General features: G+C 61.5%; 30 protein-coding genes, 1 tRNA gene and 1 pseudogene. 14 read left to right on the top strand and 18 right to left on the bottom strand.

All coding sequences use genetic code 11. The features are described from left to right. Window positions 1–161 precede the first annotated feature (161 nt). Window positions 162–1,058: pseudogene (locus ACILRA_RS05035) on the top strand (ROK family protein). A 1-nt stretch (window position 1,059) separates the two neighbouring features. Beyond that, the gene (locus tag ACILRA_RS05030; RefSeq protein ID WP_395660998.1) at window positions 1,060–1,839 is read left to right on the top strand and encodes an inositol monophosphatase family protein; all 780 of its coding nucleotides are present in this window, start codon (window positions 1,060–1,062) and stop codon (window positions 1,837–1,839) included. A 24-nt stretch (window positions 1,840–1,863) separates the two neighbouring features. Here the strand turns inward: ACILRA_RS05030 and ACILRA_RS05025 are convergent, their stop codons facing one another. Next, window positions 1,864–2,994 (bottom strand): amidohydrolase/deacetylase family metallohydrolase, encoded by a 1,131-nt coding sequence (locus tag ACILRA_RS05025; protein WP_395660997.1) that lies wholly within the window; start codon window positions 2,992–2,994, stop codon window positions 1,864–1,866. Between the two features lie 19 nt (window positions 2,995–3,013). Continuing rightward, a complete protein-coding gene (locus ACILRA_RS05020) occupies window positions 3,014–3,484 on the bottom strand; it encodes an outer membrane protein assembly factor BamE (RefSeq protein ID WP_395660996.1) in 471 nt (156 codons plus the stop codon). 78 nt (window positions 3,485–3,562) lie between these two features. On the opposite strand from ACILRA_RS05020, the gene ACILRA_RS05015 reads away from it, so the two are divergent. From ACILRA_RS05015 to ACILRA_RS04985, 7 genes are all read left to right on the top strand, one after another. Next, window positions 3,563–4,084 (top strand): ubiquinol-cytochrome C chaperone family protein, encoded by a 522-nt coding sequence (locus ACILRA_RS05015; RefSeq protein ID WP_395660995.1) that lies wholly within the window; start codon window positions 3,563–3,565, stop codon window positions 4,082–4,084. Then, the gene (locus tag ACILRA_RS05010) at window positions 4,081–4,596 is read left to right on the top strand and encodes a YceD family protein (protein ID WP_395660994.1); all 516 of its coding nucleotides are present in this window, start codon (window positions 4,081–4,083) and stop codon (window positions 4,594–4,596) included. Before ACILRA_RS05015 ends, ACILRA_RS05010 begins: the two co-directional genes overlap by 4 nt. Window positions 4,597–4,734: 138 nt before the next feature. Continuing rightward, entirely contained in the window at window positions 4,735–5,793 is a 1,059-nt protein-coding gene (gene plsX / locus ACILRA_RS05005; protein ID WP_395660993.1) for a phosphate acyltransferase PlsX, read from the top strand. Beyond that, entirely contained in the window at window positions 5,790–6,782 is a 993-nt protein-coding gene (locus ACILRA_RS05000; protein ID WP_395660992.1) for a beta-ketoacyl-ACP synthase III, read from the top strand. Before plsX ends, ACILRA_RS05000 begins: the two co-directional genes overlap by 4 nt. A gap of 93 nt (window positions 6,783–6,875) precedes the next feature. Continuing rightward, window positions 6,876–7,190 carry an integration host factor subunit alpha gene (locus tag ACILRA_RS04995; protein ID WP_395660991.1) on the top strand — a complete coding sequence of 105 codons (315 nt, stop codon included), beginning with the start codon at window positions 6,876–6,878 and terminating at the stop codon, window positions 7,188–7,190. 40 nt (window positions 7,191–7,230) lie between these two features. Further along, window positions 7,231–7,761, top strand: coding sequence for a MerR family transcriptional regulator (locus ACILRA_RS04990; protein ID WP_395660990.1), 531 nt, complete (start codon window positions 7,231–7,233; stop codon window positions 7,759–7,761). Window positions 7,762–7,813: 52 nt separating this feature from the next. Next, window positions 7,814–7,890: transfer RNA gene (locus ACILRA_RS04985), tRNA-Pro, on the top strand. A gap of 193 nt (window positions 7,891–8,083) precedes the next feature. Here ACILRA_RS04985 and ACILRA_RS04980 read toward each other — a convergent pair. Further along, window positions 8,084–8,461, bottom strand: coding sequence for a dATP/dGTP pyrophosphohydrolase domain-containing protein (locus tag ACILRA_RS04980; protein WP_395660989.1), 378 nt, complete (start codon window positions 8,459–8,461; stop codon window positions 8,084–8,086). A gap of 219 nt (window positions 8,462–8,680) precedes the next feature. Next, window positions 8,681–8,824: a hypothetical protein gene (locus ACILRA_RS04975; RefSeq protein WP_395660988.1), complete on the bottom strand. Its 144-nt coding sequence runs from the start codon at window positions 8,822–8,824 to the stop codon at window positions 8,681–8,683. Window positions 8,825–9,159: 335 nt separating this feature from the next. Between ACILRA_RS04975 and ACILRA_RS04970 the strand changes: the two genes are divergently transcribed. Beyond that, window positions 9,160–9,546, top strand: coding sequence for a hypothetical protein (locus ACILRA_RS04970; RefSeq protein ID WP_395660987.1), 387 nt, complete (start codon window positions 9,160–9,162; stop codon window positions 9,544–9,546). Between the two features lie 11 nt (window positions 9,547–9,557). Here the strand turns inward: ACILRA_RS04970 and ACILRA_RS04965 are convergent, their stop codons facing one another. Next, entirely contained in the window at window positions 9,558–9,767 is a 210-nt protein-coding gene (locus ACILRA_RS04965; RefSeq protein WP_395660986.1) for a DUF2842 domain-containing protein, read from the bottom strand. A 101-nt stretch (window positions 9,768–9,868) separates the two neighbouring features. Between ACILRA_RS04965 and ACILRA_RS04960 the strand changes: the two genes are divergently transcribed. Next, window positions 9,869–10,915, top strand: a complete 1,047-nt coding sequence (locus ACILRA_RS04960) for a COX15/CtaA family protein (protein WP_395660985.1) — start codon at window positions 9,869–9,871, stop codon at window positions 10,913–10,915. Window positions 10,916–10,966: 51 nt separating this feature from the next. On the opposite strand, the gene ACILRA_RS04955 is transcribed toward ACILRA_RS04960, so the two are convergent. Then, window positions 10,967–12,244, bottom strand: a complete 1,278-nt coding sequence (locus ACILRA_RS04955) for an O-acetylhomoserine aminocarboxypropyltransferase (protein ID WP_395660984.1) — start codon at window positions 12,242–12,244, stop codon at window positions 10,967–10,969. Window positions 12,245–12,697: 453 nt separating this feature from the next. On the opposite strand from ACILRA_RS04955, the gene ACILRA_RS04950 reads away from it, so the two are divergent. Beyond that, window positions 12,698–13,261 (top strand): dTDP-4-dehydrorhamnose 3,5-epimerase family protein, encoded by a 564-nt coding sequence (locus tag ACILRA_RS04950; protein WP_395660983.1) that lies wholly within the window; start codon window positions 12,698–12,700, stop codon window positions 13,259–13,261. On the opposite strand, the gene ACILRA_RS04945 is transcribed toward ACILRA_RS04950, so the two are convergent. The 5 genes from ACILRA_RS04945 to ACILRA_RS04925 all read right to left on the bottom strand — a co-directional run bounded on the left by ACILRA_RS04945 (window position 13,233) and on the right by ACILRA_RS04925 (window position 17,160). Further along, entirely contained in the window at window positions 13,233–14,051 is an 819-nt protein-coding gene (locus ACILRA_RS04945; protein ID WP_395660982.1) for a glycosyltransferase family A protein, read from the bottom strand. The genes ACILRA_RS04950 and ACILRA_RS04945 overlap by 29 nt on opposite strands. A gap of 2 nt (window positions 14,052–14,053) precedes the next feature. Next, window positions 14,054–14,962: a Gfo/Idh/MocA family protein gene (locus ACILRA_RS04940; protein ID WP_395660981.1), complete on the bottom strand. Its 909-nt coding sequence runs from the start codon at window positions 14,960–14,962 to the stop codon at window positions 14,054–14,056. 144 nt (window positions 14,963–15,106) lie between these two features. Then, entirely contained in the window at window positions 15,107–15,643 is a 537-nt protein-coding gene (locus ACILRA_RS04935) for a CoA-binding protein (RefSeq protein ID WP_395660980.1), read from the bottom strand. Window positions 15,644–15,670: 27 nt separating this feature from the next. Further along, entirely contained in the window at window positions 15,671–16,465 is a 795-nt protein-coding gene (locus ACILRA_RS04930; protein WP_395660979.1) for an enoyl-CoA hydratase, read from the bottom strand. After that, window positions 16,462–17,160, bottom strand: a complete 699-nt coding sequence (locus ACILRA_RS04925; RefSeq protein ID WP_395660978.1) for a hypothetical protein — start codon at window positions 17,158–17,160, stop codon at window positions 16,462–16,464. Before ACILRA_RS04925 ends, ACILRA_RS04930 begins: the two co-directional genes overlap by 4 nt. A 235-nt stretch (window positions 17,161–17,395) precedes the next feature. Between ACILRA_RS04925 and rplM the strand changes: the two genes are divergently transcribed. Then, window positions 17,396–17,860 carry a 50S ribosomal protein L13 gene (gene rplM / locus ACILRA_RS04920; protein WP_395660977.1) on the top strand — a complete coding sequence of 155 codons (465 nt, stop codon included), beginning with the start codon at window positions 17,396–17,398 and terminating at the stop codon, window positions 17,858–17,860. A gap of 2 nt (window positions 17,861–17,862) precedes the next feature. After that, window positions 17,863–18,351: a 30S ribosomal protein S9 gene (rpsI, locus tag ACILRA_RS04915; RefSeq protein WP_395660976.1), complete on the top strand. Its 489-nt coding sequence runs from the start codon at window positions 17,863–17,865 to the stop codon at window positions 18,349–18,351. Between the two features lie 259 nt (window positions 18,352–18,610). Here the strand turns inward: rpsI and ACILRA_RS04910 are convergent, their stop codons facing one another. From ACILRA_RS04910 to ACILRA_RS04880, 7 genes are all read right to left on the bottom strand, one after another. After that, window positions 18,611–19,105 (bottom strand): LuxR C-terminal-related transcriptional regulator, encoded by a 495-nt coding sequence (locus ACILRA_RS04910; RefSeq protein ID WP_395660975.1) that lies wholly within the window; start codon window positions 19,103–19,105, stop codon window positions 18,611–18,613. A gap of 18 nt (window positions 19,106–19,123) precedes the next feature. Continuing rightward, window positions 19,124–19,642: a cytochrome b/b6 domain-containing protein gene (locus tag ACILRA_RS04905; RefSeq protein WP_395660974.1), complete on the bottom strand. Its 519-nt coding sequence runs from the start codon at window positions 19,640–19,642 to the stop codon at window positions 19,124–19,126. A 56-nt stretch (window positions 19,643–19,698) separates the two neighbouring features. Further along, window positions 19,699–19,959 carry a PepSY domain-containing protein gene (locus ACILRA_RS04900; protein ID WP_395660973.1) on the bottom strand — a complete coding sequence of 87 codons (261 nt, stop codon included), beginning with the start codon at window positions 19,957–19,959 and terminating at the stop codon, window positions 19,699–19,701. A gap of 142 nt (window positions 19,960–20,101) precedes the next feature. Then, window positions 20,102–20,695: a c-type cytochrome gene (locus tag ACILRA_RS04895; RefSeq protein ID WP_395660972.1), complete on the bottom strand. Its 594-nt coding sequence runs from the start codon at window positions 20,693–20,695 to the stop codon at window positions 20,102–20,104. After that, window positions 20,692–22,515, bottom strand: a complete 1,824-nt coding sequence (locus tag ACILRA_RS04890) for a PHA/PHB synthase family protein (RefSeq protein WP_395660971.1) — start codon at window positions 22,513–22,515, stop codon at window positions 20,692–20,694. Before ACILRA_RS04890 ends, ACILRA_RS04895 begins: the two co-directional genes overlap by 4 nt. A 451-nt stretch (window positions 22,516–22,966) precedes the next feature. Next, window positions 22,967–23,344 (bottom strand): very short patch repair endonuclease, encoded by a 378-nt coding sequence (locus ACILRA_RS04885; RefSeq protein ID WP_395660999.1) that lies wholly within the window; start codon window positions 23,342–23,344, stop codon window positions 22,967–22,969. 22 nt (window positions 23,345–23,366) lie between these two features. Continuing rightward, window positions 23,367–23,677 (bottom strand): HNH endonuclease (locus ACILRA_RS04880; protein WP_395660970.1); only part of this gene is annotated, 311 nt, incomplete at its 5' end.

Raw genomic sequence — 23,677 nt, 5'->3', positions numbered from 1 at the left:
ACCAACATCGTGGCGCTGCTGCTGCTGGCCGTTCTCGCCGGTCACTGAGTCACGCGACAAGCCCCCGCCCGCACCTCAGCGGACGGGGGCATTTTTTTGAGTGGCGTCATCCCGGCGAAGGCCGGGATGACGTCAATTTTTTCTTTCCACATGGGTGAACCATGCTGATCGGAATCGACTGGGGCGGCACCAAGATCGAGGGTGTGGCGATGGAGCGGAACGGGCGCGAGTTGTTACGCCTGCGCGAGGCCACGCCGCGGCATGACTATCACGGCTGCCTGATCACCATTCGCAATGTTATCGAGGCGCTCGAAGCGCAGACCGGGCGGCGGGGGAGTGTCGGCATCGGCATTCCGGGATCACTCGAACCGAAGAGCCGCCTCGGCAAGGGGGCGAGTTCGACGTGGATTCTGGGCCGGCCCGTCGAGGCCGATCTGCAGGCGGTGCTCGGCCGTGAGATCAGGGTCGAGAACGATGCGGATTGCTTCGCGGCCTCGGAAGCGGTGGACGGGGCAGGTGCAGGATACAATGTCGTCTTCGCGGTGATCCTCGGTTCGGGCGTGGGCGCTGGCATCGCCGTCAATGGCCGCGCGCATCATGGGCCCAACAATTCGGGCGGCGAGTGGGGGCACAATCCGCTGCCCTTTCCGGATACCACCGAAATCCCCGGCAAGCCCTGCTATTGCGGCCGCGTCGGCTGCATCGAAACCTGGGCGTCTGGCCGCGCCTTCGAGGCGTAGTATTTCGAGCACAAGGGCGTGGAGCTGAAGGCCGCCGAGATCATGGCGCTGAAGCGGCAGGGTGACCACCTCGCGAACCTGCTCTGGCGGCGCTATATCGACCGCGTGGCACGCGGGCTCGCGGCCGTCGTCAACGCGCTCGACCCCGATGTGCTGGTGATGGGCGGCGGCATGTCGAATGTCGATGAGCTTTATGAAGATCTCCCGCCCGCACTTGCGGCGCGCACCTTCTCCACCGTGTTCCACACGCCCATTCTCAGAAACAAGCATGGCGATGCGAGCGGCGTGCGCGGGGCGGCCTGGCTCTGGAAGGATTGAAATGTCAGTGAACGGACGATATGAATTTGGCCTCTCCCTCATCCGCGAGGCAGGCGACAAGGCGCTGGGCTATTTCAATGCGCGTGACCAGCTGACAGTCAAGAACAAGGGCCCGCAGGACCTCGCCAGCGAGGCGGATCTCAACACCGAGCTCCTGATCCGCGACCGGCTCGCCAAGGCCTTTCCGCAGGATGCCTTCCTTGGCGAGGAGACTGAGCCCACGGCCTACGCGCCAGGCCAGGGCATCTGGGTGGTGGACCCAATCGACGGCACGCAGCCCTTCTGCCTCGGGCTCACCAGCTGGTGCGTGTCGATCGGCTATATGCAGGACGGCGTCATCCAGTTCGGCTTCGTGATCGCGCCCGCGCGGGATGAGCTGTTCGCGGGCGGGCGCGATGTCCCCTCGACGCTGAACGGCAAGCCGATCCGTGTCGCGCCCGCGGCCTCGATTCGCGATGGCCTCACCTGCACGGGCTATTCGCCGAAGAGCGGGCCTGACCTGTTCCTTCCGGGCTTCACGCGCTTCCTCGAGGCGGGCGGCATGTTTTACCGCGAGGGCTCAGGCGCACTGGGCTTGTGCTACGTGGCGGCGGGGCGGCTCGTCGGTTTCTTCGAACCCGTCATCAGGTCATGGGATGCGCTGGGGGCGATTGCCGTTTGCGAAGGAGCGGGCGCGAAAGTGAGCGACTTTCTGAGCAATGACGGGCTTTTCAAGGGCAACAGCCTGATCGCCGCCGCACCCGGCGCCTATGAAGAGATCGCGGCCGCCGTCATGCCATGAGCTGGCTGCGATCAACTGGTCCGCTCAGGCGGGATGCCACCATTTGCCATTGATCACCACGCCCCGCGACAGGATCCGCTGGCTCCCCTCGAGGTGTTCGCCCACGACGTCCACATAATCGAAGGCGCCGTCCTCGACCGAAAGCACCGTTGCATCACCTGCACTGCCCGGTTTCAGGCTGCCGAGCTCTGGCCGCTTCAATGCGAAGGCAGCGTTGACGGTGGAGGCCTTGATCACCTCGGGCAGGCTCATGCCGAGGCAGAGGAACTTCGACATGGTGGTGACCTGATCGAAGGCCGGGCCGTTGATGCAGAGGGAATGCACGTCGGACGAGATGGTGTCGGGCGCGAAGCCGTTGGCCAGCATGGCGCGCGCCGTCTTGAAGGCGAAGGAGCCCATGCCGTGGCCGATGTCGAACAACACGCCGCGCTTTCTTGCGGCGATCACGGCGGGCTTCACGGTTCCCTGCACGGTGGCGGGTGAGTTGGGGAAGGGGCGGAAGGCGTGGGTCAGCACATCGCCCGGCCGCAAGCGCGCGATCACCTCTTCGTAGGACGGCGGCGGCTCGTCGATATGGGCCATCAGCGGCAGGCCCGTCTCCTCAGCCACCTGCAGCGCGATCTCGAGCGGGGCCGTGCCCTGGTCGCCCGAGGCATGGCGTCCGACGCGCACCTTGATGCCCACGATCACGTCGCGGTTGGCGTCTGCCACTTCCGCGGCGGTGACAGGGTCCATCAGGCGGATGTCTTCGCTCTCGCCCACCATCACGGTGTTCGAGAAGCCGTAAATCCCGGCATGGCTTACATGGAGATAAGCAAGAATGCGCACGGCTGAGCGTTCGATGACGTGGCGGCGGAACCCCATGAAGTTTCCAGGGCCAGCGGATCCGGTGTCGACGGCTGTGGTCACCCCCGATGTGCGGCAGAACTCTTCCGCATCGATGCCGAGCGAAGTGCCACCCCAATAGACATGGGTGTGAAGGTCGATCAGGCCCGGCGAAACGATTCGGCCTGACACGTCGCGGACATCCGCGCCATTTCCCGTGAGCGACGGGGCCACGGCCGCGACCTTGCCCGCCGCGAAGCCCACATCCATGATGCCATCAAGCCCCTGCGAGGGGTCGATGACGCGTCCGCCCTTGAGAATCAGGTCCATCGGGTGAGGATACGCCGCCTCAGATCTTGCCGCCAAGCATCGGACCCGCCCGGGTTCCCTTGGAGCCGCGCAGCAGTGCCGTGAGTAAGGAGTTGTCTTCGCCGTAGACAGGGCTCTGGCGGCTGTTGACGTCGATCACACGCCCATCCTCGAGGCCGTATTGTGCGAAGCTTCTCACCCGGCCATCCTCGTCGAAGCGGACGGCGATGACCTCGCGCTGGGTTTCCTCCGTCAGGAAAGCTTTGCTCGTGGTGATTGACGTGATGTAGTAGTAGCTGTCACCCTTGAACTGCATCGATGCCGTGGTGGATGGCGTGCCCAGGATACCCTCGACTTCCATCTTTGACATGCCGTTGGTGATCTGGTTGAAAGCACCCGGCTTGGCGACATAGCCGCGATGTTCAACCTCCGGCGAGCAGCCGGCCAGGATGATGGAGAGCCCGGCCGCCGCGAGTGAAATAGAGGTGAAACGTCTGCTGATTTTCTGCATCGGCGGCAATCTTTATTCCATTTTTGGCGTAATCGCTAAAGAAACCGTTCAACCTCAAAGTCCGTTAGCAGCCATACGATGATCCTGAAACGACTTTTCCGGCGCTCAACCTCTTCCGAGCGAAGCTGTTACGAAGCAATTGTGGCTGCCGCGCGGCACCCTGTCTTCTATGCCGACTGGGGTGTGGCGGACACGCTGGACGGGCGCTTTGACATGATTTCGCTGCATGCTTTTCTTGTGCTTGACCGGCTCAAGGGTGAGCAGCAGGCGTTCCGGCAAGGCCTTGTCGACGAACTCTTCGCCGACATGGACCGCTCGCTTCGCGAGATGGGCGTGGGCGATCTCTCCGTCGGCAAAAAAGTGAGGAAGATGGCCGAGGTGTTCTATGGCCGCGTTGCGGCCTATGACCTGGCGCTGGGCGGCGCTGAGGGCGCACTGGAGGCTGCCATCGCCCGCAATGTGTTTCCCGACGGACCTGAAGAGGAGGCAGGGCCGCGCCGCCTTTCGGCCCACGTCATGGAACAGCGTGCGCATCTCGCCTTGCAGGATACAGCCGCCATCGCTGGAGGCGTGATCCATTTCAAGGAGCCGTCGCCATGAAGCATGCCAGGCCTGTTCCTGAATTCTCACGCCCGCTCCAGACCGACCGGGTTCCGAAGGCAGGCTCCGTCGAAAAGCTCCGTGCCGAACCCCGTGAACTCACCGCGCTGGCAAAGCGCATGAAGATTCCGGCAATTCATGCACTCTCCGCTGAAGTCAGGGCAACCCCCTGGCGCGGCGGCGGCATCAAGCTCGAGGGGCATCTGACGGCTGACATCGAGCAGGTGTCCGTCATCAGCCTGGAAGCCTTTCGTGAGACGGTCTCGATCCCCGTGTCGCGCTATTTCCTGCCGCCCGGCGCAGTAGTGGTGAATGAGAGCGAGGACGATGCGGACCCGATCGAGGGGGGCATAGTGGATATCGGGGAGGTGGTGGCCGAGACCCTGGCGCTCGACCTCGATCCTTATCCCCGCAAGCCGGGTGAAGCCTTCGCCGAGCATGTCGAGGATGCTGCAGCACCGGGCGAAAATCCGTCCCCGTTTGCCGTCCTTGCCCGGGACAAGCAGAAGTAGCCTTCCGCGCGGGCACCCGCTTTTTGAAATGACTTTTCCGGGCCGATCTCCTATTGCAACGGATCACATGCCGGCCGGAGCGGCCGGGGGCGGGCATTTGGTGCAGCTATCGGCAACAGTTTGAACGAGAGAAGACATTTGACCATCGCACTCGATGCGATGGGCGGTGATACCGGGCCCGAGGTGGTGATCCCGGGTGCAGCGCTGTGCGCCATTCGCCACCCCGAACTCCGTTTCCTGCTGGTCGGCGACCGCAGCCGCATCGCGCCCTTGCTGGAGCGCCATCCCAAGCTCAAGCAGCGTGCCGAGATCCGCCATACCGAGGTGCTCGTCACCATGGACGCCAAGCCCAGCCAGGCGCTGCGCCAGGGCCGCGGCAAGAGCAGCATGTGGATGACGATCGATGCCGTGCGCACGGGCGAGGCGGATGCCGCCGTATCGGCTGGTAATACCGGCGCGCTGATGGCCATGGCGCGTTTCATCCTCAAGACGCTGCCCGGCATTTCGCGACCTGCCATTGCCGCAATGTGGCCGACGCTGCGCAGCGAGAGCATTGTCCTCGATGTTGGCGCCACCATCGGGGCGAATGCGAGCCAGCTCGTCGAGTTCGCGGTGATGGGCGAGGCCATGGCGCGCTGCCTGTTCGATCTTGAAAGGCCAACGGTGGGCTTGCTCAATGTTGGTGTTGAGGAGATCAAGGGCGCCGAGCAGGTGAGGGAGGCAGGCCGCATCCTGCGCGAGTCGCGGCTTCCCATTGAATATGCCGGGTTCGTCGAGGGTGATGACATCGGCAAGGGCACGGTGGACGTGGTGGTGACAGAGGGCTTTACCGGCAATATCGCGCTGAAGGCGGCCGAAGGCACGGCAAAGCAGCTTTCCACTTATCTGAAGCTTTGCCTGTCGCGCACCCTCATGTCGAAGATTGGCGCCGTCCTGGCGTCGGGCGCCTTTGCCGCACTGAAGGACCGCATGGACCCCAGAAAACACAATGGTGGCGTGTTTCTCGGTCTCAACGGCGTGGTGGTGAAGAGCCATGGCGGCACCGATGCGCTGGGCTTTGCGACCGCCATCGACGTTGCCATCGAAACGGTGAAGAACGACCTCGTGAGCAAGATCAAGACGGACGTCGCGATCATGACCGGGCTTCTGCGAGAGCCGGGCCCCGCCGAGGACAAGCAACCGGAACCCAGCCTATGAACCAGCAGCCAGGGCTTGTCGTCAGATCCGTCATTGCAGGATGCGGGTCAGCCCTTCCGCATCGCATCATGACCAATGCGGACCTGAGCAAGATCGTCGACACCAGCGACGAATGGATCGTCGAGCGAACCGGCATCAGTGCCCGCCACATTGCCAGCGAGGGCGAAACCACGCGCACCCTCGCTGCTGAGGCTGCACGGCGGGCGCTCGCGCATGCGGGACTCGATGCGTCCGCTGTCGACCTCATCATCCTTGCCACGGCAACGCCCGACCAGACTTTTCCCGCCACCGCGACGCTCGTGCAGGCGGATCTCGGCATCACGCGCGGGGCCGCTTTCGACGTGCAGGCGGTGTGCTCCGGCTTTGTCTATGGGCTGACCGTCGCGGATGCGATGATCAAGGCGGGCCAGGCGGCCTGCGCGCTGGTGATCGGCTCCGAGACGTTTTCCCGCATTCTGGACTGGACTGATCGCGGCACCTGCGTGCTGTTCGGCGACGGTGCGGGTGCCATGGTGCTGAAGGCCGAGACCCACCCCGATACTGCCGCAAGCCCCGGGCTGCTCGTCAGCCGCATCCGATCGGACGGGCGCTACCATGACAAGCTCTATGTCGATGGCGGCCCCTCAACCACGAAGACCGTCGGGCACCTGCGCATGGAGGGCCGCGAGGTCTTCAAGCACGCCGTGGTCAACATCGCATCCGTGATGGAAGAGGCAATGACCCTGGCCAATGTGCAGCCGGGCGACGTCGACTGGTTCGTGCCCCATCAGGCCAACCGCCGCATCCTGGAGGGGACCGCGCGCAAGCTCGGCATCCGTGAGGACCGGATCGTCATGACGCTCGACCGCCATGGCAACACCTCGGCTGCCTCCATCCCCCTGGCTTTCGACACCGCCGTCAAGGACGGCCGCATCGCCAAGGGCGATCTCGTGCTGTTCGAGGCGATGGGTGGTGGCTTCACCTGGGGGGCGGTCCTCGCCCGCTATTGAAGCTTCCGCCGTAAGCCCTTGAGTTGACCAATATTTCGGTTGACCATCCGGCTCCACCGCCGTAGTTTTCGCAGCATTGCAGGGGGGCTCAGAATGGCTGACAAGACGCTAACGCGCGCCGATCTCAGTGAGGCTGTCCACCGGCAGATCGGCCTGTCGCGCAGCGAATCGGCGGATCTGGTGAAGAGCATGCTCGACATGATGGCCGAGCACCTCGTCCAGGGCGAGACGGTGAAGCTTTCATCCTTCGGTACATTCATGGTCCGCGCCAAGAACGGCCGCGTCGGCCGTAACCCCAAGACGGGTGAGGAAGTGCCGATCACACCTCGCCGCGTGCTGGTCTTCCGCCCCAGCCAGGTGATGAAGAACGTGATCAACGGCCTCGAACGGGGTTCCGAGGAAGACTGACCTCCCCGGCAGGAGGCCGGCCCCCAGAAGGAGTGGCAAGGTGGAAAAATCGCCCGACGCGTTCCGCACCATCAGTGAAGCTGCCGAGGAACTCGACGTTCCGCAGCACGTGCTGCGCTTCTGGGAGACGCGCTTCAGCCAGATCAAACCGATGAAGCGGGCAGGCGGGCGGCGCTATTACCGCCCCAGCGACATCGAACTGCTGAAGGGCATCCGCAGCCTTCTCTACAAGGAAGGCTATACCATCCGTGGCGTGCAGAAGATCTTGAAGGATGATGGCGCTGCCCATGTGGCAGGTGTCGGGCGCGGCGAAATCGAGCCGAGAAAGCGCGAGGGCGAAATGGCCTCCGCACCCCCGCCCGGCATGGCGAAGGCCGCTCCACGCGTCGTCAAGCCTGGCGCCCAGCCAGTGGTGGCGGAACCACAGCTGGCTCTCTCGCTGCAGCCGGCTGAAACAGGAGATGGGAAGGTCGTCACAAGCCTTTCCGAAAGCCATGCCGACATGCTGAGGGCCGCGCTGCGTGACCTCGGCGATGCCCGCAAGATCCTTGATCCCGCGCTGCCGAGATAGGCGATTATCCCTTTCGCTTTCCGGTTAGGAGTGCTAGAGCCTGCCGCCGTGGCGGAGCGTAGCGCAGCCCGGTAGCGCACTAATCTGGGGGGTTAGGGGTCGCTGGTTCGAATCCAGTCGCTCCGACCACTTTAACCCCCAATGTATACGGTTTAGATACAGAAACGGTCATTCCGGCTTCCTGTGGTGGCCGTACACGCGCTCGACGGTTAGGGAGCGTCGCTTCTCGTTCTCTGCGGTGAGGCGCGTGATGGTGTCGGCGGCAATAGCGCAGAGGCACCCGCTCTCGGCGTTCATGCTGATGCAGGTTTGCCCAGCCTCCTCAAGACAACCTTCGCCTCTGTTCAGCGTCTCTACAATATGACTCATTCTTGTCTTCTGGGAGTGCGGCGCGGACGTGCTCAATGGCGCGATCTTTGGGAGCCGTGCGCCAATCTGGCCATTGACGGGCCATGTTCTTGCGCTGTTTTGCAAGCAGTGCCGGAAGAAGATCGTCAGCCGTGCCGCCGTGCCGCCAAAAACCATCCATTGCGAGAATTACAACGTCGATCCATTCGCTCAGGTCATGTGGCTTTGCTTCTATCTCGGCCAACTCTTTCCTGATGTGATCCAGGACTCCGCGCGTTCGTTCGTCGGGGCCAAATGTCTCCCGGCTCCAGTCGATCTGGCGGGCAAAATACGTCTCTATTGTCTCACTCATGCGTTTCCTTTCCGGTTAGGGGAGCGATACGGATTGATGCAAAAACCCCTGAACAGATACAAATGTAAGACGAACAATGGCGCAACGCACAGCACGGTAAATCAATAAGCTAGCTGTCGGCTCTCTTCTGGGGGGTTAGGGGGCGCTGGTTCGAATCCAGTCGCTCGGACCACTTTAACCCCCTGAAAACATGTCATCCGCGTCGTCGTGGGTCATGCTCTATCGGCCAATCGCTGCCGTTATGGAGCTGGCGAGAATAGGCATGACTGCGAGCAGGGCCAGCATCAGCGCGCTTGCGATCAGCCCGTACTCGGTGGTGACGGGGCTGCTTTCGATCTTCACGTAACGGGCCAGGAACTTCACCTTGATACTCCTGCGGGAGGCACTGCGATCAAGGGACGTTCTAGGGGGCATTGCTTTCAGGGCTGCAAACTGCGCCCTGCCAATGCGACGGGTTTGCGAAACGCTTCATTCACCCCGTTGCCAAGTTCCCAAGTGCCCGCAGGAGCTCGCAAAAACTTAAAGTTGTGGCGGCGGGGGCTTCGTGCCTGGCAGCCCTTCTCCAGAAAAGGCTTTGGAATTAACGACTTGTGCTTACCATACCGGCGGTATTCCGGGGCTGATCGATAAGATTGCGCGTGATTTTGAGAAAATACGTAGGTAAAACTTCTCTAAACATGGAGACGAAAGGAAGACCGATGCCCGGTGAAGTTGATCCGCGTCTTATTGGACTTCTGCAAGGCGCCCTCGGATTGGGGGATGCATTGCGCGATGCCGGTGCTACGGGGGACATTGCCCTCCGTCTTGGCCGGGACGACGGCCTGAAGCTTCTGAAAATCGTGGCCGGAGCAAATGATGCTGAGGCCGAGACGGTTTCCCAGTTCGGCCGCCCGCGAAAGCACGGCGTAAACAGCCTGCGGATTGCCGCCCTCACCATCGAGTGGCCGCGTGCTGATGCCGTCCACCGAAGGCCACAGGCGTCACGCATGTTTTCGAGCGCGCCTCAGTCGGTCACCACTGCCATGAACGACAACACGCAAGCCGCAATCCGCTTCTATGGGTTTGAGGATGAGGCCTTGAGGTAGCGCCACAGGCCTCACGCGGGATCAGGCCGGACCATCCAGCGGATGATTCCCATGACCACCGGAAGCCAGAGCAGCCCGGCAATCGCGTAGAAGATGATCTCGACGGCAATCCCGCGGCCAACCGCAAGCTCGCCGCCCACCGCCATCATGACGAGGGAGTAGGCGATGATGAATGCCACGATCAGGAAGGTGCCGATCGCCTTGCGCGTGCGCTGTGTCATGGCAGGTGAGTTAAGGCGGGAGGGGCGCTGCCGCAAGGGTTCCCGGCTGCGGCGCTTCATCACTTGAACCGGCGGGCTTCGTGACCGTATTGCGAAGCATCATGAACGACGAAACCCTCAATCCCCGGCAGTCGGCCGCGCTTGGCTATGTGCGGGCGTGGCTTCTGGGCGTCGCCGCCCTCGTCTTCTGCATGGTCATCGTTGGCGGGGCTACGCGCCTCACCGACAGTGGTCTCTCCATCACCGAGTGGCAGCCGCTGCTTGGCGCCATACCGCCGCTGACCGAGGCCCAGTGGCTTGAGGCGCTGGAGAAGTACCGGCAGATCCCCGAGTATCAGCTCGTCAACAAGGGCATGAGCCTTGCCGATTTCAAGTTCATCTATTGGTGGGAATGGGCGCACCGCTTCTTCGGGCGCATCATCGGCCTCGCCTTCTTCGTGCCCTTTGCCTATTTCGCGCTGACGGGCTCGTTGAATGCGAAGACTGCGCTGCGCTGCGCCGTCCTGTTCGTGCTCGGCGGGCTCCAGGGCGCTCTCGGCTGGTACATGGTCGCCTCCGGCCTCGTGGACCGGGTGGACGTCAGCCAATACCGCCTCGCTGCCCACCTGACACTGGCCACCGTGATCTTCGGCGCCATTCTCTGGGTGGCCTTGGGGCTTGGCCGCCGCCGCCGCGCGCCCGCAGGCGGGCAGGAATGGCTGGCTGTGGCCATCATCGGCGCGGTTCTGCTGCAGGTTGCCGCGGGCGGCTTCGTGGCGGGCCTCGATGCGGGCTTCGGCTACAACACATGGCCGCTGATGGATGGCGCATGGGTGCCCACGGGCCTCTTTGTAGGCGAGCCCTGGTGGCGCAACCTGTTCGAGAACGCCATGACGGTGCAGTTCAACCACCGGATCTTCGCCTATGTGATCGTCGGGCTGGTGGTGGGCTATGCCTATCTCGCGCAGAGCCGCACGAGTTACATCCTGCTTGCCGCTGTCGGCCTGCAGGTGGTGTTCGGCATCTGGACGCTGCTGTGGGCCGTTCCACTGTGGCTGGGGCTGGTGCACCAGGGCGGCGCGCTTGTAGTGCTGGCGGCTGCCATCTGGAACCTCCATGTGGTGCTGAGCGGGGCTAAGCGCCCTGTGCTGAGGCCTGCCACCGCCTGAAGGCTTTGCCGCGGGGAGGGATAGCCGGGCGAACCCGGCTATCCGCTGTTGTCAGGAAATCGCCTGGTCGAGATCGGCGATGATGTCCTCTGGGTCCTCGATGCCAATCGACAGGCGCACGACGTCGGGGGTGGCGCCGGCGAGCTTCAGCTGGTCGGCGCTGAGCTGGCTGTGGGTGGTCGAGGCCGGGTGAATGATCAGCGAGCGCGTGTCGCCGATGTTGGCGAGGTGCGACAACAGCTTCACCGAGGACACAACTCTCACGCCCGCGTCGTAGCCGCCCTTGAGGCCGAAGGTGAACACCGCGCCTGCACCCTTCGGGCAGTATTTCTGGGCCAGTGCATGGTGCTTGTCATCGGCAAGGCCGGCGTAATTGACCCAGGCCACGTTCGGGTGCTTCTTCAGCCACTGCGCCACCTTCAGCGCATTGTCGCAATGGCGCTGCATGCGCAGGCTCAGCGTTTCCATGCCGGTGAGGATCAGGAAGGCGTTGAGCGGCGCGATGGAAGGGCCCAGGTCGCGAAGGCCGAGCACGCGCGCAGCGATCGCGAAGGCGATGTTGCCGAAGGTCTCGTGCAGGCGGAGCCCGTGATAGGAGGCATTGGGTTCCGACAGCAGGGGATAGCGCCCGGACTTCGACCAGTCGAAGTTGCCCGCATCGACGATGACGCCGCCCATCGAGTTGCCATGCCCGCCCATGAACTTGGTGAGGGAGTGCAGCACGATGTTTGCGCCATGCTCGATCGGCCGGCAGAGATAGGGGGTCGCCAGCGTGTTATCGACGATGAGGGGAATGCCGGCCGACTGGGCGATCTTCGCCACAGCGGCGATATCCGTGATGCGGCCGCCCGGATTGGCGATTGATTCGATGAAGATGGCCTTGGTCTTGGGGGAGAGCGCCCTCTCGATCGAGGAGATGTCTTCCGCGTCTGCCCAGACCACATGCCAGCCGAACGACTTGAAGGAATGGCTGAACTGGTTGATCGAGCCGCCGTAGAGCTGGCGGACGGCCACGAATTCGTCGCCCGGCTGCATCATGGTGTGGAAGGCCAGAAGCTGTGCTGAGTGGCCGGATGCCACCGCCAGCGATGCCGTGCCGCCCTCGAGTGCGGTGACCTTGCCTTCCAGCGCCCCCTGTGTGGGGTTCATGATGCGGGTGTAGATGTTGCCAAAGGCACGCAGCGCGAACAGATCTGCCGCGTGCTGCACGTCGTCAAAGACGAAGGCCGTCGTCTGGTAGATGGGGGTGATGCGTGCACCCGTCGACGGGTCGGGGGCGGTGCCCGCGTGCAGGGCCAGCGTATCGAAGCCCGGTGTTCTCTCAGCCATTGTCGTCTCCCATGAACTGCTGTGGGAACGATCTTAACGCGGCGGCCCGCAAACGACAATTGAGCTGTTCGAACAAGATCCGCAAAGGTGGAAGCCACTTTTGCGGCAAGATCATGCTCAAGCCTCTGATCTTGCTTGAGTTTTTCTTGATCAGTTGACTCCATCTCGTTGGAGCGCGCGCTAAGCTGGCGCAGATCTTGCAGAAACTCGCCTGGAATAAACCCATTGACCAACCGTGGCGGAACATGTCCATCGCCCTCAGAGACTGGGCTCACGCGCGTGTTTCATGTGGGGTGGCATAATGCAAGTTTCTGGGGACAGATGACTTGATTGCGAGATACATTCGTATATATCAATCCTTTATTCATTGGGGGTTATGATGTCCAGTGATTGCGACGGGCCGATGAGCAGCCTCAAACTTCTGAAGCACATGGCCAAGCGGGCCACCGTGCGATGATCAGTGAGACCAAGATGTCGAGGCTTGTTGACGGTGGAGACATATGGCAGGTCTCTCTGAAAAAGCTAAAAAGGCACACGGACCGCCGTGGATCCTTCTCCGAATTCTTCAGAGACGAGTGGGGCACGGTCATTGATCCGGTGCAGTGGAGTATTGTGGAATCGGAAGCGAATGTTCTGAGGGGCATGCATTTCCACCGCAGGCATGATGAATTCTTTTGCCTGGTCAAGGGTCATTGCATCGTGGCCCTCAAGGATATCCGGTCAGGCTCACCATCCGAGAACGTCGTTTCAGTTTTTGAACTGTTCGGCGATGATCTCGCTGCGCTCGCGTTCCCTCGGGGCCTCATTCATGGCTGGTACTTCTTCGAGACCTCGACACATGTGCAGGCGGTGTCAGAGTCCTATTCGGACTATGGAAAAGATGATAATTGGGGTGTTTCTTGGACCGCCTCTGATCTTGGAATAAACTGGCCAGACATCAACCCCATCTTGTCTGAGCGCGCCGAAAGCTTTTCCACTGTCGCGAAACTCAGGGCTTCGATTCCTGACGGTCCTTGATAACGGAGGTCCGGAATCTGGCGAGTTCGCGCCGTTCCAGCATTAACCCACCAAGCGCAGTCCAGAAAACGTCATCAATCCCCTGGTGGGTTGAAATGATCTCAGACCAGAAAGCAAGTTCCCTTGCGCGCTCTTCGACCGGGTCTCCCGGGTGATCCCCTCGCTTGAAGTACATTACTGTGGGCCTCGGTGACGAGAAAGTTCTGCACGCAGGATGTGCAATGAACTGTTCCCACATATGAATGTCGGTCGCCTTACCGATGGGCGTCGTGCGCCAGCCAAATGCAAGGCGATCATACATCTCGCGCGAATGAGCAACACATGACAGGTTCCCGACCAGCCGGCTCCGGGCTTCAACCTGCGATCCGGGCCCAAAATAGCCAACCTGTTGATTGATGGTCAGCCGCTTGTCTTTTCCGACGTTGATATGGGAGGTGGAGGCGAAGTTATAATTCCGCAGCAGTGCGCACAGGGTCTCGATGTGATTTGGGAGCATCAAGTCCCGGTCACACAGGTAGAAAATATTTCTCCCGCTGGAATGCTTGATTACCTGATGTCTGTAGGGCTCACCCCGGCGTTCGTGCTTGGGAAAATCATGAAAGAAAATCCGTGAGTCATCTCTTGTCAATTCCGCGATGACATCGCGTGCAGCGCTTGATACGCCATCGCCTATGATATGGACCTCGAAGTCCTGGACAGTCTGATTGCGCACGCTCGCGACGGAAAAGCGGAGCAGATCTCCCCTGTCACCGGTGGTTGGAATAATGACCGTTGCTTGACGGGCCTTCACACTCACTCTCCTGCGAGTTCTATGAGCTTATCTATCGTTTTCACGATCTCCAGGCCATCCTGAAATGAAGACCGGGGAGCGGGGCCGCCGCCGAGATGGCTGACAAACTCCTGAAGTTCCAGGCGAAGGGCTGTCACATCGGGGTATCTTCTATACTCAACCTGCACATCCTCGATTTCGCTCTGAGCATCCCCATGCAGTATCTTGATCGCTCCCAACTCATCGCTTTCGAAAACAGCGATCCCCCGTTCGAAGTTCGCCCTCACCTCCCGGATCTTCTGTTCATAACGGTTCGAGACTTCGAAGACAAAGGAGGGTGATTTCCCAAGAATGGCAGTAAAGGACCTTATCTTTCCATCATGCCTCTCGGCAACAGCGCAGCGCGGTTCTGGAATTCCGCCCATGATTATCTTTGCGATCGTAAGGTCATGCGGCGCGAGATTCCACACTGTGTCCGTGTCCTTTCGCGGACTGGTCCAATTGCCACGCGTGGAACGCAACCCAAGAAGGGCCCCCAATTCTCCTGAGCGGGCAATTTCCCCAAGCATCAGAATTGCTGGATGGTAGATCCACGTATGCATCATGAAGAGCTTGTCTGTCCGATATCGTTCGAGCGCCAGTGCGTCCTGCAGGCTCGTGGTCAGGGGCTTCTCGACGAAAACGGGTATGGCGAAAGGCAGGATTTGTTCAAGCAAATGCCTGTGAGTAGACGACGGTGTCGCCAAGATCACGCCGTCGTATTCCGCCAGGCCGGTCCAGTGCTCGTAGAAGGCAGCCGCGCCAATTTTGAGAGCAGCCGCCTCGCGCATGGGATTAAGATCGTAGATATCGACGCTTTGGCCCAGGATGACTAATTCGTGGAGAATTTTCTGTCCCCATAATCCACAGCCAACTTGTGCTATCTTCGGCATGGGTCAATCACAATAACCAGTGAGCGATGCCGGAGCTATCCTGCTCTTTTCATGACACCCAATGCGTAACAATCCCTAAGACTCCTATGCTCTAAGCCTGGCTAGTGTGCCCCGTTCATGCCGTGCTGCCTTGTGCTGGATCAATCAGTAGCCCTTGCGGGGGCCAAGTCCGAGGCTCTGCATCTTGCCGCTTTCATGAAGGGCCTGCTTGCGGGACGAGATGATCCCCGAATGGCCGCCGACCCAGGCCCACTCGCCTGACAGCTTGCCGTATTCCATTTTCGGGCAGCGGTTCATCACCACCTGGAGGCCCGCCGCTTCCGCCTTCGCTGCGGCCTCATCGTTGCGCACGGAGAGTTGCATCCAGATCACCTTTGGCAGGGGATCGAGCGCCAAGGCTTCCTCGGTAATCGGACCTGCGGCTTCCGAGTTGCGGAAGATGTCGACCATGTCGATGGGTTTCGGAATGTCCTTAAGTGACCCGTAGACGGTCCGGCCGAGAAGCTCCTGGCCGGCGAGGCCCGGGTTGACCGGGAAAACCTCATATCCCTTGTCGAGCAGATACTTCAGGACGAAGTAGGACGGGCGCACGGGATTGCTCGAAGCGCCCACGAGGGCGATCGTCTTCACCGACTGCAGGATGGAGCGGATGAGGTCTGGCGAATAGGAGTCATGGTTCATGGCAGGATATACTGCTCCGTCGCTGCGTTATGGCTCATCCGTCCATTGCGGCGGACGTTTTCCGATGAAGGCTGATATTCCTTCCTCGGCATCGCGCTGGAGCAGGTTCTCGGTCATCACCCTTGCCGTATAGGCATAGGCCTCCTCGAGCGGCAAGTCGAGCTGGCGGTAGAAGGCATGCTTGCCCGTGCGGACGGTGGCCATGGACTTGGAGGCGATCTTTCCAGCCAGGCCCGAGACCGTTTCAGAGAGTGCGTTGGCAGGCACCACGCGGTTGACAAGGCCCATCCGATAGGCTTCCTGCGCATCGAAGATGTCGCCCGTCAGCAGCATCTCCATCGCGTGCTTGGTAGACAGGTTGCGCGCCAGCGCCACCATGGGTGTGGAGCAGAACAGCCCGATGTTCACACCCGGCGTGCAGAAACGCGCGGTGTCCGCCGCCACCGCAAGATCGCATGTGGCAACGAGCTGGCAGCCTGCAGCGCTGGCCAGCCCCGCCACTTCGGCGATGACGGGCTTCGGGCTCTTCACCACCTGCATCATCAGGCGCGCGCAGCTGTCGAACAGCGCGGCGAAATAGGCTGCACCCTTGTCGGCATCCTGGCGGCGGGCAGTGATTTCCTTCAAATTATGCCCAGATGAAAAGGCCGGGCCCGTGGCGGCCAGAACGATCACCCGCACCGCGCGGTCCGCGGCGGCGGCCTCCAGCGCAGTCTGGAGTTCGGCCATCATCTCTTCCGAGAGGCTGTTGCGCGAGGCAGGATCATTGAGGGTGAGCCGCAGGACACCAGCCTCGGCCACGGCGAGAAGGAGGCCGGTCATTCTTCCTCGGTGTCGAGAAGCTTGAGCTTTCCGCCATAGATGGGGTCGTTGAGCAGGTCCTCGATCACCTTCCGGTTGTTGCCGGACGGGATCAGGGCCTTCAGTGCCTTGATCATCCTGTCCTTGATGTCCTGAGCCATCTCGGTGTCCTGCTCGATTTCCTCGATCTGCAGTAACAGGTCCGGTGTCTGGTCATCGACGACGCTGGAATAGGCGAGGCCCAGCGTGGTGATGGCGATGTTCCAGTCGTTCACATTGGCAAAACCCGCCGCCTTGATGTCTGCCTCGAAAGACTTGCCCTCTTCGGTGCGGTCGACGAATTCCTGCAGGTCCTCGTATTGCTCGAGATCCGAGTTCACGAATTTTTCCCTGGCAGCAATGTAGCTGTCGAGTGAGCGCTTCGCCAGATCGGGCGTAAGCTCGATCGTCTCGATGAGGGGGATCTCACCAAGGCTCAACTCCTCATCGGGCGTGTCGCCGTCCTCGTTCTCGAGGCCCCCGCTGGGTTCCCCGGGCGTTTCAGCGGGTGCGGGCGGCTGCGGTGGCGTGGCAGGCGAGGGGGCTGGGGGAACCTCAAGAGGCGACGCCGCCTGGGCCATCATCCGCTCCGGCACCGAGCAATTGGCAGGCCGAAGGGCCGGCAGGCACAAGAGTGCCGCCAGGGCCAAAACCGTAACGCAACCGCGATCTGTCATCTGCTTTCCCCGTCACGGTGAAGTCTATGCCATGCCATGCAGCGATGAAAGGACGATTTCGTGACAGGACGAAAGTGTGTGGTAATATGATACCACAAGAGAAATCCGCCCGGGATCATGGGGTTTTCCTTGACAGCCTGGCAGCACCGGCATAATCAGCCCGGCATTGAGCGGGGTGCCGGGGCTTTGTCCGGGCGCTCCTGATCTTTGACCCCGTAACACCAGAGACAATCAGATGACAACCTATTCGGCGAAAGCCAAGGACATCGTGAAGAACTGGGTGCTGATTGACGCCGAAGGGCTCGTTGTTGGCCGCGTGGCGGCCATCATCGCCAACCGTCTGCGCGGCAAGCACAAGCCGACCTTCACGCCTCACATGGATTGCGGCGACCATGTCGTCGTCATCAATGCCGAGAAGATCCACTTCACCGGCAAGAAGCGCCAGCAGAAGAGCTACTTCCACCACACGGGTTTCCCCGGTGGCATCAAGGAGCGCAATGCCGGCAAGATCCTTGAGGGCAAGTTCCCCGAGCGCGTGCTCGAACTCGCCGTCAAGCGCATGATGCCGGGCGGCCCGCTGAAGCGCCAGCAAATGACACATCTCAAGATCTATGGCGGCGCCGCGCATCCCCACGACGCGCAGAACCCCAAGCCGCTCGACATCAAGGCAATGAACCCCAAGAATGCGGTAAGAGGCTGATCATGGCTGAACGCAAATCCCTCGCAGACCTCGGCCAGGCCATGGGCGTTGCCCCGGCAACCTCGGCCGCAGCCGCTGCCCCCGCCAAGCCCAAGATCGACGCCCTGGGCCGGGCCTATGCCACCGGCCGCCGCAAGAACGCCACCTCGCGCGTCTGGATCAAGCGCGGCAAGGGCAAGATCACGGTCAACGGCAAGCCGATCGAGACCTATTTCGCCCGCTCGGTTCTCCGCATGCTCGTCCAGCAGCCGCTGGTGACGGCCAACCGCGTCACCGAACTCGACGTCGACTGCACGGTCGCCGGCGGCGGCCTCTCCGGCCAGGCTGGCGCTGTCCGCCACGGGCTTGCCCGCGCGCTCACCTATTTCGAGCCTGAACTCCGCGCTGCCCTCAAGAAAGCCGGCTTCCTCACGCGTGACCCCCGCATGGTCGAGCGCAAGAAGTACGGCCACCCCAAGGCCCGCCGCAGCTTCCAGTTCTCGAAGCGTTAAGTCCGAAGCAGTCTTTACTGTTTCTTTTTGGAAGGGCCCCGGAAACGGGGCCCTTCTGCTTTTTAGGTCATGGAACCTGCGCCGGGTTTGTGCCGTGGTGGCGTCTACATACCGCCGTTCATCCGCCTTCGTCTCAAATGGTCACTCATTGGTGTGGCCGCCGGTTGGGCGTTCGCCGGACTGTTGCTGTTGGCCGACAACGGCAGGCTTGGCGGGCTGTGGTCAGGCCGGATGGGATGACATGCCACTGGCATGCAGGCTATTTCGCGGACTCCAGCAGCGGCTTGTCGATCAGTGCATCCATGATGTGGCTCAGGACCTCGGCGCGGTTGCGGGCGTTGGACTTGCGGTAGATGGCGTTCAGATGCGCCTTGATGGTGCCGTCTGCCGAACCCCTTACGCCAGCGATCTCTGAAATGCTCAGTCCCTTGATCATCAGGGCGGCGACGTCGCGCTCACTCGCAGTCAGCTTCCAGCTGTCGAAGTGGCTTTGAATAATGTCCTGAAGCTGGGCGGAGGCCATCCCGACGCTGCGTTCAAGGCTGGCCTTGCGCTGCAGGAGATTTAGCAGATAGATGATTTCGAATGCGATGCCGATGAGCAGGGCGACTGCGGCCAGCGCCTCTGGCACGAGGTGCCAGGCCTCCGCCCCCGGTTCCTGGACGTCCTTGATCACGTCCAGGAGAAAGATCGCGGCACAGGCAACCTGTACCCCGATCAGAGCGATAACGAGGTTCGGAACGCCGGTCTTCATGCTGTGTACGCTGTCAGATTACGGGAGCTTCTTATAGCCCGTCACCATGGCGCGCGGAAGGTTGACTTTCGTCCTGATGCTTTCGATGACCACGGCCGCGACATGAAGGACGACCGATATCTTGACCCAGGTGACGGCTGCCTCATGGACCTCCTCGGGCCATTCGACGCCCCAGAACATGTCGGTCGTCATGAGATAGCCGGAGAGGCAGATGACGGCGATCGACAGGATCAGGTTGTAGATCATGAGAGCGCCGAGCGGCGTGTGTCCCAGGTGGATCCTGCGCCGTCCGCTCGCCAGATCCGTCAGTTGCTCCACGCTGCCGCGGGCGCTTGGCGGGAAGCTCGAGAACCGGGCATAGCGCGGGCCCACGAAGCCCCAGACGATACGGGCGGCGACAAGTCCGGCGACCGTATAGCCCACCCAGCGATGGAACTTGCTTTCATCGTCCAGCACGAAGGCATTGGCGCTCATCAGGATGAGCAGGGACCAGTGGAAAACCCTGATGAAGGGATCCCAGACTTTTTCGATGGTCATGTGATTATCTCCGGTAGCGATGGGGCGCATGGGGTCTCATGCGCCCCGGGGTCATCTCACTCGTCTTCGCCTTCTCCGGCTTTCTTGACGATTTCGAGCTTCTCGTTGAGGTAGAGCTCGATCTTCTCGTCACCCTTCTTGACATAGGCTTCGTAGAGGCCGTCCTCGACCTTGATCTTGCCGACCTCGTAACCCTGCGCCTTGAGCATGTCCTCGATCTTGGTCTTGACCTCGGGCGTGAGGTCCACGTCCGCAAAGGCAGATGTAGCCGAAAGCGCGAGAACGGCGATGGCGAGACCTGACATCCTGATATTCATCGTAACCTCTTGGTGTTGACGACCGCTTCATTCAGCGGACAGAGGCTCGATGCACGAGGATGGAGGGCCGCGCCATTGGCCCGGGGTTTAGCCTGCAACCTTCAGGACCCGGGATGAGCGGTCTATAACCCGGGTTTAGGCTCTATTGCGCCTTCAGCGTGTCGAGATAGGCCACAATGGCCGTGACCTGTTCCGGTTCGAAGGCGAACTGCGGCATCTGCTCATGTCCCGTCACGATTCCCTCGGCAAGGGCCTCCTCGAGGGCTGAGGGATCGTATTTCTTGACGACGTCGCGGAAGGGGGGCGCCTTTTCCTCTGGCGAGCGGCTGTCCGCATCGATGGCGTGGCATCCGGCACAATTGGCGCGGAGCAGATCGAAACCCTGCACCACCGGGTCGCTTGCGGTTTTCGCGCCGGACCCGAGGCTCATCACGAAGGCGGCGAGTTCCTCGGCCTGCGGTTCCGTCACGTCCCAGTCGGGCATCAGCGGATGGCGCACGGCCAGGCCTTCCATGAAGCCGTCCACCAGTTCCATCTCGTCATAATTCTTGGCGATTTCGCGGAAGGGCGGCGCGTCGGTGAGCGGGCTTTCGCCCTCGGCCTCGATATTGTGGCACTTGGTGCAGTTGATCTCGGCGAGGCGTTTGCCTTCGGCGATTTTCGCGGCCTCGTCCTGGGCGAGGGCCGGTGTGGCGGCAAGAAAGAGTGCGGCGAAGAGGGGGAGAATCGGTTTCATGGTTCGGCCTTTACCCTCACATAGGTGCCCGGCGCATCCTCGATGACCTTGAGCTTGCCACTGCCCGGGGTGGGCGCCTTGACCCTGGGTCCGGATTTGCCGGCAATCCACTCCGCCCAGTCCGGCCACCAGGAGCCGGGATGCTCGGTGGCGGTCTTGAGCCATTCCTCGTGGGTGGCGGCGGGCTTGTCATTGGTCCAGTACTGGTACTTGTTGGCGTCGGGCGGATTGACCACGCCCGCGATGTGGCCGGAGCCCGAGACGACAAGGCGCGTGGGGCCGCCGAAATAGCGCCCGACCCGGAAGACCGAAGCAAGTGGCGCGATATGGTCCTCCCGCGCGGCAAGATTGTAGACCGGCATCTTCACCTTCTTCAGGTCGATGCGGACGTTGTCGAGCACCATCTTGCCCTGGGCCAGCTTATTTGCCATGTAGCATTCGCGAAGATAAAACGAATGCACACCCGCAGGCATGCGGGTTGAATCCGCATTCCAGTAGAGCAGGTCGAAGGGCATCGGGTCCTTGCCCAGCATGTAGTTGTTGACGACATAGGACCAGATCAGGTCATTCGAGCGCAGCAGGTTGAAGGCATCCGCCATGCGCGCGCCGGGAAGGTAGCCCTTGTCCTTCATGCGGCCTTCGATCCACTTCACCTGCTCCTCGTCAACATAGACGAGCAGGTCTCCGGCCTTCTCGAAATCAACCTGCGTGGTGAAGAAGGTGGCGGCGTTCACCCTCTTGTCGTTCTGTGCGGCCATCCAGCCGAGTGAGGCGGCCGTCAGCGTGCCGCCGATGCAATAGCCGATGACGTTGACCTTCTCCGCCCCCGTCGCATCCTGCGCGGCCTGGATCGCCTCCAGGAACCCCTCGCGCATGTAGTCGGAGAAGCTCTTGCGGGCTTGGCTCTCATCCGCATTGACCCATGAGACGATGAACACGGTGAGGCCCTGGTCCACTGCCCATTTGACGAAGGACTTCTTCGCGTTGAGGTCCAGGATGTAGAACTTGTTGATCCACGGCGGGAAGATGACCAGCGGATAGGCATAGGTCTCCGCCGTCGTCGGTGAATACTGGATGAGCTCGAAGGTCTCGTTGCGGAACACGACTTTGCCCGGCGTCATGGCGATGTTGCGGCCGATCTCGAAGGCCGTCATGTCCGTCTGCTTGATGCGCAGCCGCCCGTCCGGCGTCTGCATGTCTTCCTGCAGGTGCTTCAGGCCCTCGATGAGGTTGGCGCCATTGGTGGCGAGCGTTGTGCGCAACACCTCCGGGTTGGTGATGGCGAAATTCGAGGGCGAGACGGCGTTGGCGATCTGCTCCACATAGAAGCGCGCCTTGTGGCGGGTGTGCTCGTCCACGCCCTCGGCATTCTTCACCATCTCTTGCGCCCAGTTGGCGGAGATGAGGTAGAACTGCTTGAGGAAGTCGAAGACGGCGTGCTCCTGCCAGTCCTTGTCCTTGAAGCGCTTGTCGGAGCGGGCGGGCTCCGCCACCGGCGCGGTATGCTGGCCCAGCACGCGGGACCAGGCGTTCTGCCAAAGCTGCGTGTAGGAATTCCACAGCTGCATCTGGGCATCCATCAGCTTCTGCGGGTCGCTCATATAGGCCTGCGCCACGGTGCCCAGCGTCTTCGTCACCTGCTCCATGGGGGTGAGCTGGGTTTCGGCCTCTTGCAAGGTGGGCTGCGGCCGCTCCGCCACCAGCCTGGCGATCTGGGCTGCCTGCTCGAACACGCGTGCCATGTTCTGCGCGAACTGCACCGGATCGGCGAGGGTGTATTGGGCGGGTGGCTGCGGCGTCTGGGACCTTGAATCAGTCATAGCCTGCTCTTGATGGGCGAATATGGCAGAACTGTAAATGTCTCTGCCTGAAAGGCAAATTGGTAATGCGGAGGGGGCGGGATGCTGCAGTGCGAGAAGCGTTTGCATCATCACATGAGGCCGTCATCCCGGCGAAGGCCGGGATCCCGCTGTGGGCGCACGAAGCTGGACCCCGGCCTTCGCCGGGGTGACGCCATATGGGAGTGACGCCTTGTGAAGTCCAAATGGGGATACAACAATATGACGACGATGCCACGTGTGGGGTCAAACGCTGCTCCCTCTTCCTTGCCATCCCGCCCGTCTCCCGCCATACGACGCGGCAGTTGAGGAAGATTCACCGTTTCGCGGGTGTCGGATGAGCAAGGCGTTGCAGCTGGGGATTGCGGGGCTGGGGACTGTCGGGGGCGGGGTGCTGGATATTCTGGGCCGCCACGGGGGGCTGGTTGCGGCGCTAGCCGAGAAACTTGCGGATGCGCTCCTGAAGCCTGGAGCCGCCCTTCAACACATCGCATTCCCACAGAACGAGGACCCGCCATCCGGCAGCCTGGAGCGCCGCCACATTGGATGCATCCCGCTCCACGTTGCGGGCGAGCTTTGGTGACCAGTACCCTGTATTCGATTTCGGCTGTCGGCCATCTTTGCAGTCTTCCTTGGCATGCTGGTGCCAGAAGCATCCGTGGACGAAGATGACTTTCTTTCGGGGCCGGAAGACGAGATCGGGCTTTCCAGGGAGGTCCTTGGCGTGGAGACGGTAGCGGTAGCCCATGCGGTGGACGAGGGATCGGACCAGCATTTCGGGCTTCATGCCGGTTGAGCGGATCACCGACATATTCCAGGACCGCTCAGAGTTACTAATCTTGTCTGTCATCCAGAAGCGATTTCGCCTGCTTGGGATATTTCGTCACAAGCCACTTCAGGACTTCGACCTGTTCGGTTGCGGAAGATCGACGTATTTGCACCAGAAGTTTGAGGGCTGTAGGCCGGTCAGCTGTCAAGTTGGCTGCACCTTCATTACAGACGGAGCAGATAGCGCGAAGGTTTGAATAGTCGTCGGTGCCCCCCATGGACTTGTCGACGATATGACCGATGTGAAGCCGGGTCTTGCGGCCTGGATCGTCTGGATGTGGCTCGCCTGCGGCCACTCCACACATCTGGCAAGTGA

Source organism: Aestuariivirga sp. (assembly GCF_044239095.1).
Classification (GTDB): domain Bacteria; phylum Pseudomonadota; class Alphaproteobacteria; order Rhizobiales; family Aestuariivirgaceae; genus Aestuariivirga.
This window is presented reverse-complemented; position numbering and strand designations above follow the sequence as displayed.

What these genes read in the sequence shown, in the direction of transcription:
- ACILRA_RS05030 (WP_395660998.1), top strand. Translation starts at nt 1,060, where the DNA reads ATGTCAGTGAACGGACGATATGAATTTGGCCTCTCCCTCATCCGCGAG.
- ACILRA_RS05025 (WP_395660997.1), bottom strand. Translation starts at nt 2,994, where the DNA reads ATGGACCTGATTCTCAAGGGCGGACGCGTCATCGACCCCTCGCAGGGG.
- ACILRA_RS05020 (WP_395660996.1), bottom strand. Translation starts at nt 3,484, where the DNA reads ATGCAGAAAATCAGCAGACGTTTCACCTCTATTTCACTCGCGGCGGCC.
- ACILRA_RS05015 (WP_395660995.1), top strand. Translation starts at nt 3,563, where the DNA reads ATGATCCTGAAACGACTTTTCCGGCGCTCAACCTCTTCCGAGCGAAGC.
- ACILRA_RS05010 (WP_395660994.1), top strand. Translation starts at nt 4,081, where the DNA reads ATGAAGCATGCCAGGCCTGTTCCTGAATTCTCACGCCCGCTCCAGACC.
- ACILRA_RS05000 (WP_395660992.1), top strand. Translation starts at nt 5,790, where the DNA reads ATGAACCAGCAGCCAGGGCTTGTCGTCAGATCCGTCATTGCAGGATGC.
- ACILRA_RS04995 (WP_395660991.1), top strand. Translation starts at nt 6,876, where the DNA reads ATGGCTGACAAGACGCTAACGCGCGCCGATCTCAGTGAGGCTGTCCAC.
- ACILRA_RS04980 (WP_395660989.1), bottom strand. Translation starts at nt 8,461, where the DNA reads ATGAGTGAGACAATAGAGACGTATTTTGCCCGCCAGATCGACTGGAGC.
- ACILRA_RS04970 (WP_395660987.1), top strand. Translation starts at nt 9,160, where the DNA reads ATGCCCGGTGAAGTTGATCCGCGTCTTATTGGACTTCTGCAAGGCGCC.
- ACILRA_RS04965 (WP_395660986.1), bottom strand. Translation starts at nt 9,767, where the DNA reads ATGACACAGCGCACGCGCAAGGCGATCGGCACCTTCCTGATCGTGGCA.
- ACILRA_RS04960 (WP_395660985.1), top strand. Translation starts at nt 9,869, where the DNA reads ATGAACGACGAAACCCTCAATCCCCGGCAGTCGGCCGCGCTTGGCTAT.
- ACILRA_RS04955 (WP_395660984.1), bottom strand. Translation starts at nt 12,244, where the DNA reads ATGGCTGAGAGAACACCGGGCTTCGATACGCTGGCCCTGCACGCGGGC.
- ACILRA_RS04950 (WP_395660983.1), top strand. Translation starts at nt 12,698, where the DNA reads ATGATCAGTGAGACCAAGATGTCGAGGCTTGTTGACGGTGGAGACATA.
- ACILRA_RS04940 (WP_395660981.1), bottom strand. Translation starts at nt 14,962, where the DNA reads ATGCCGAAGATAGCACAAGTTGGCTGTGGATTATGGGGACAGAAAATT.
- ACILRA_RS04935 (WP_395660980.1), bottom strand. Translation starts at nt 15,643, where the DNA reads ATGAACCATGACTCCTATTCGCCAGACCTCATCCGCTCCATCCTGCAG.
- ACILRA_RS04930 (WP_395660979.1), bottom strand. Translation starts at nt 16,465, where the DNA reads ATGACCGGCCTCCTTCTCGCCGTGGCCGAGGCTGGTGTCCTGCGGCTC.
- ACILRA_RS04925 (WP_395660978.1), bottom strand. Translation starts at nt 17,160, where the DNA reads ATGACAGATCGCGGTTGCGTTACGGTTTTGGCCCTGGCGGCACTCTTG.
- rplM (WP_395660977.1), top strand. Translation starts at nt 17,396, where the DNA reads ATGACAACCTATTCGGCGAAAGCCAAGGACATCGTGAAGAACTGGGTG.
- rpsI (WP_395660976.1), top strand. Translation starts at nt 17,863, where the DNA reads ATGGCTGAACGCAAATCCCTCGCAGACCTCGGCCAGGCCATGGGCGTT.
- ACILRA_RS04910 (WP_395660975.1), bottom strand. Translation starts at nt 19,105, where the DNA reads ATGAAGACCGGCGTTCCGAACCTCGTTATCGCTCTGATCGGGGTACAG.
- ACILRA_RS04905 (WP_395660974.1), bottom strand. Translation starts at nt 19,642, where the DNA reads ATGACCATCGAAAAAGTCTGGGATCCCTTCATCAGGGTTTTCCACTGG.
- ACILRA_RS04900 (WP_395660973.1), bottom strand. Translation starts at nt 19,959, where the DNA reads ATGAATATCAGGATGTCAGGTCTCGCCATCGCCGTTCTCGCGCTTTCG.
- ACILRA_RS04895 (WP_395660972.1), bottom strand. Translation starts at nt 20,695, where the DNA reads ATGAAACCGATTCTCCCCCTCTTCGCCGCACTCTTTCTTGCCGCCACA.
- ACILRA_RS04890 (WP_395660971.1), bottom strand. Translation starts at nt 22,515, where the DNA reads ATGACTGATTCAAGGTCCCAGACGCCGCAGCCACCCGCCCAATACACC.
- ACILRA_RS04885 (WP_395660999.1), bottom strand. Translation starts at nt 23,344, where the DNA reads ATGTCGGTGATCCGCTCAACCGGCATGAAGCCCGAAATGCTGGTCCGA.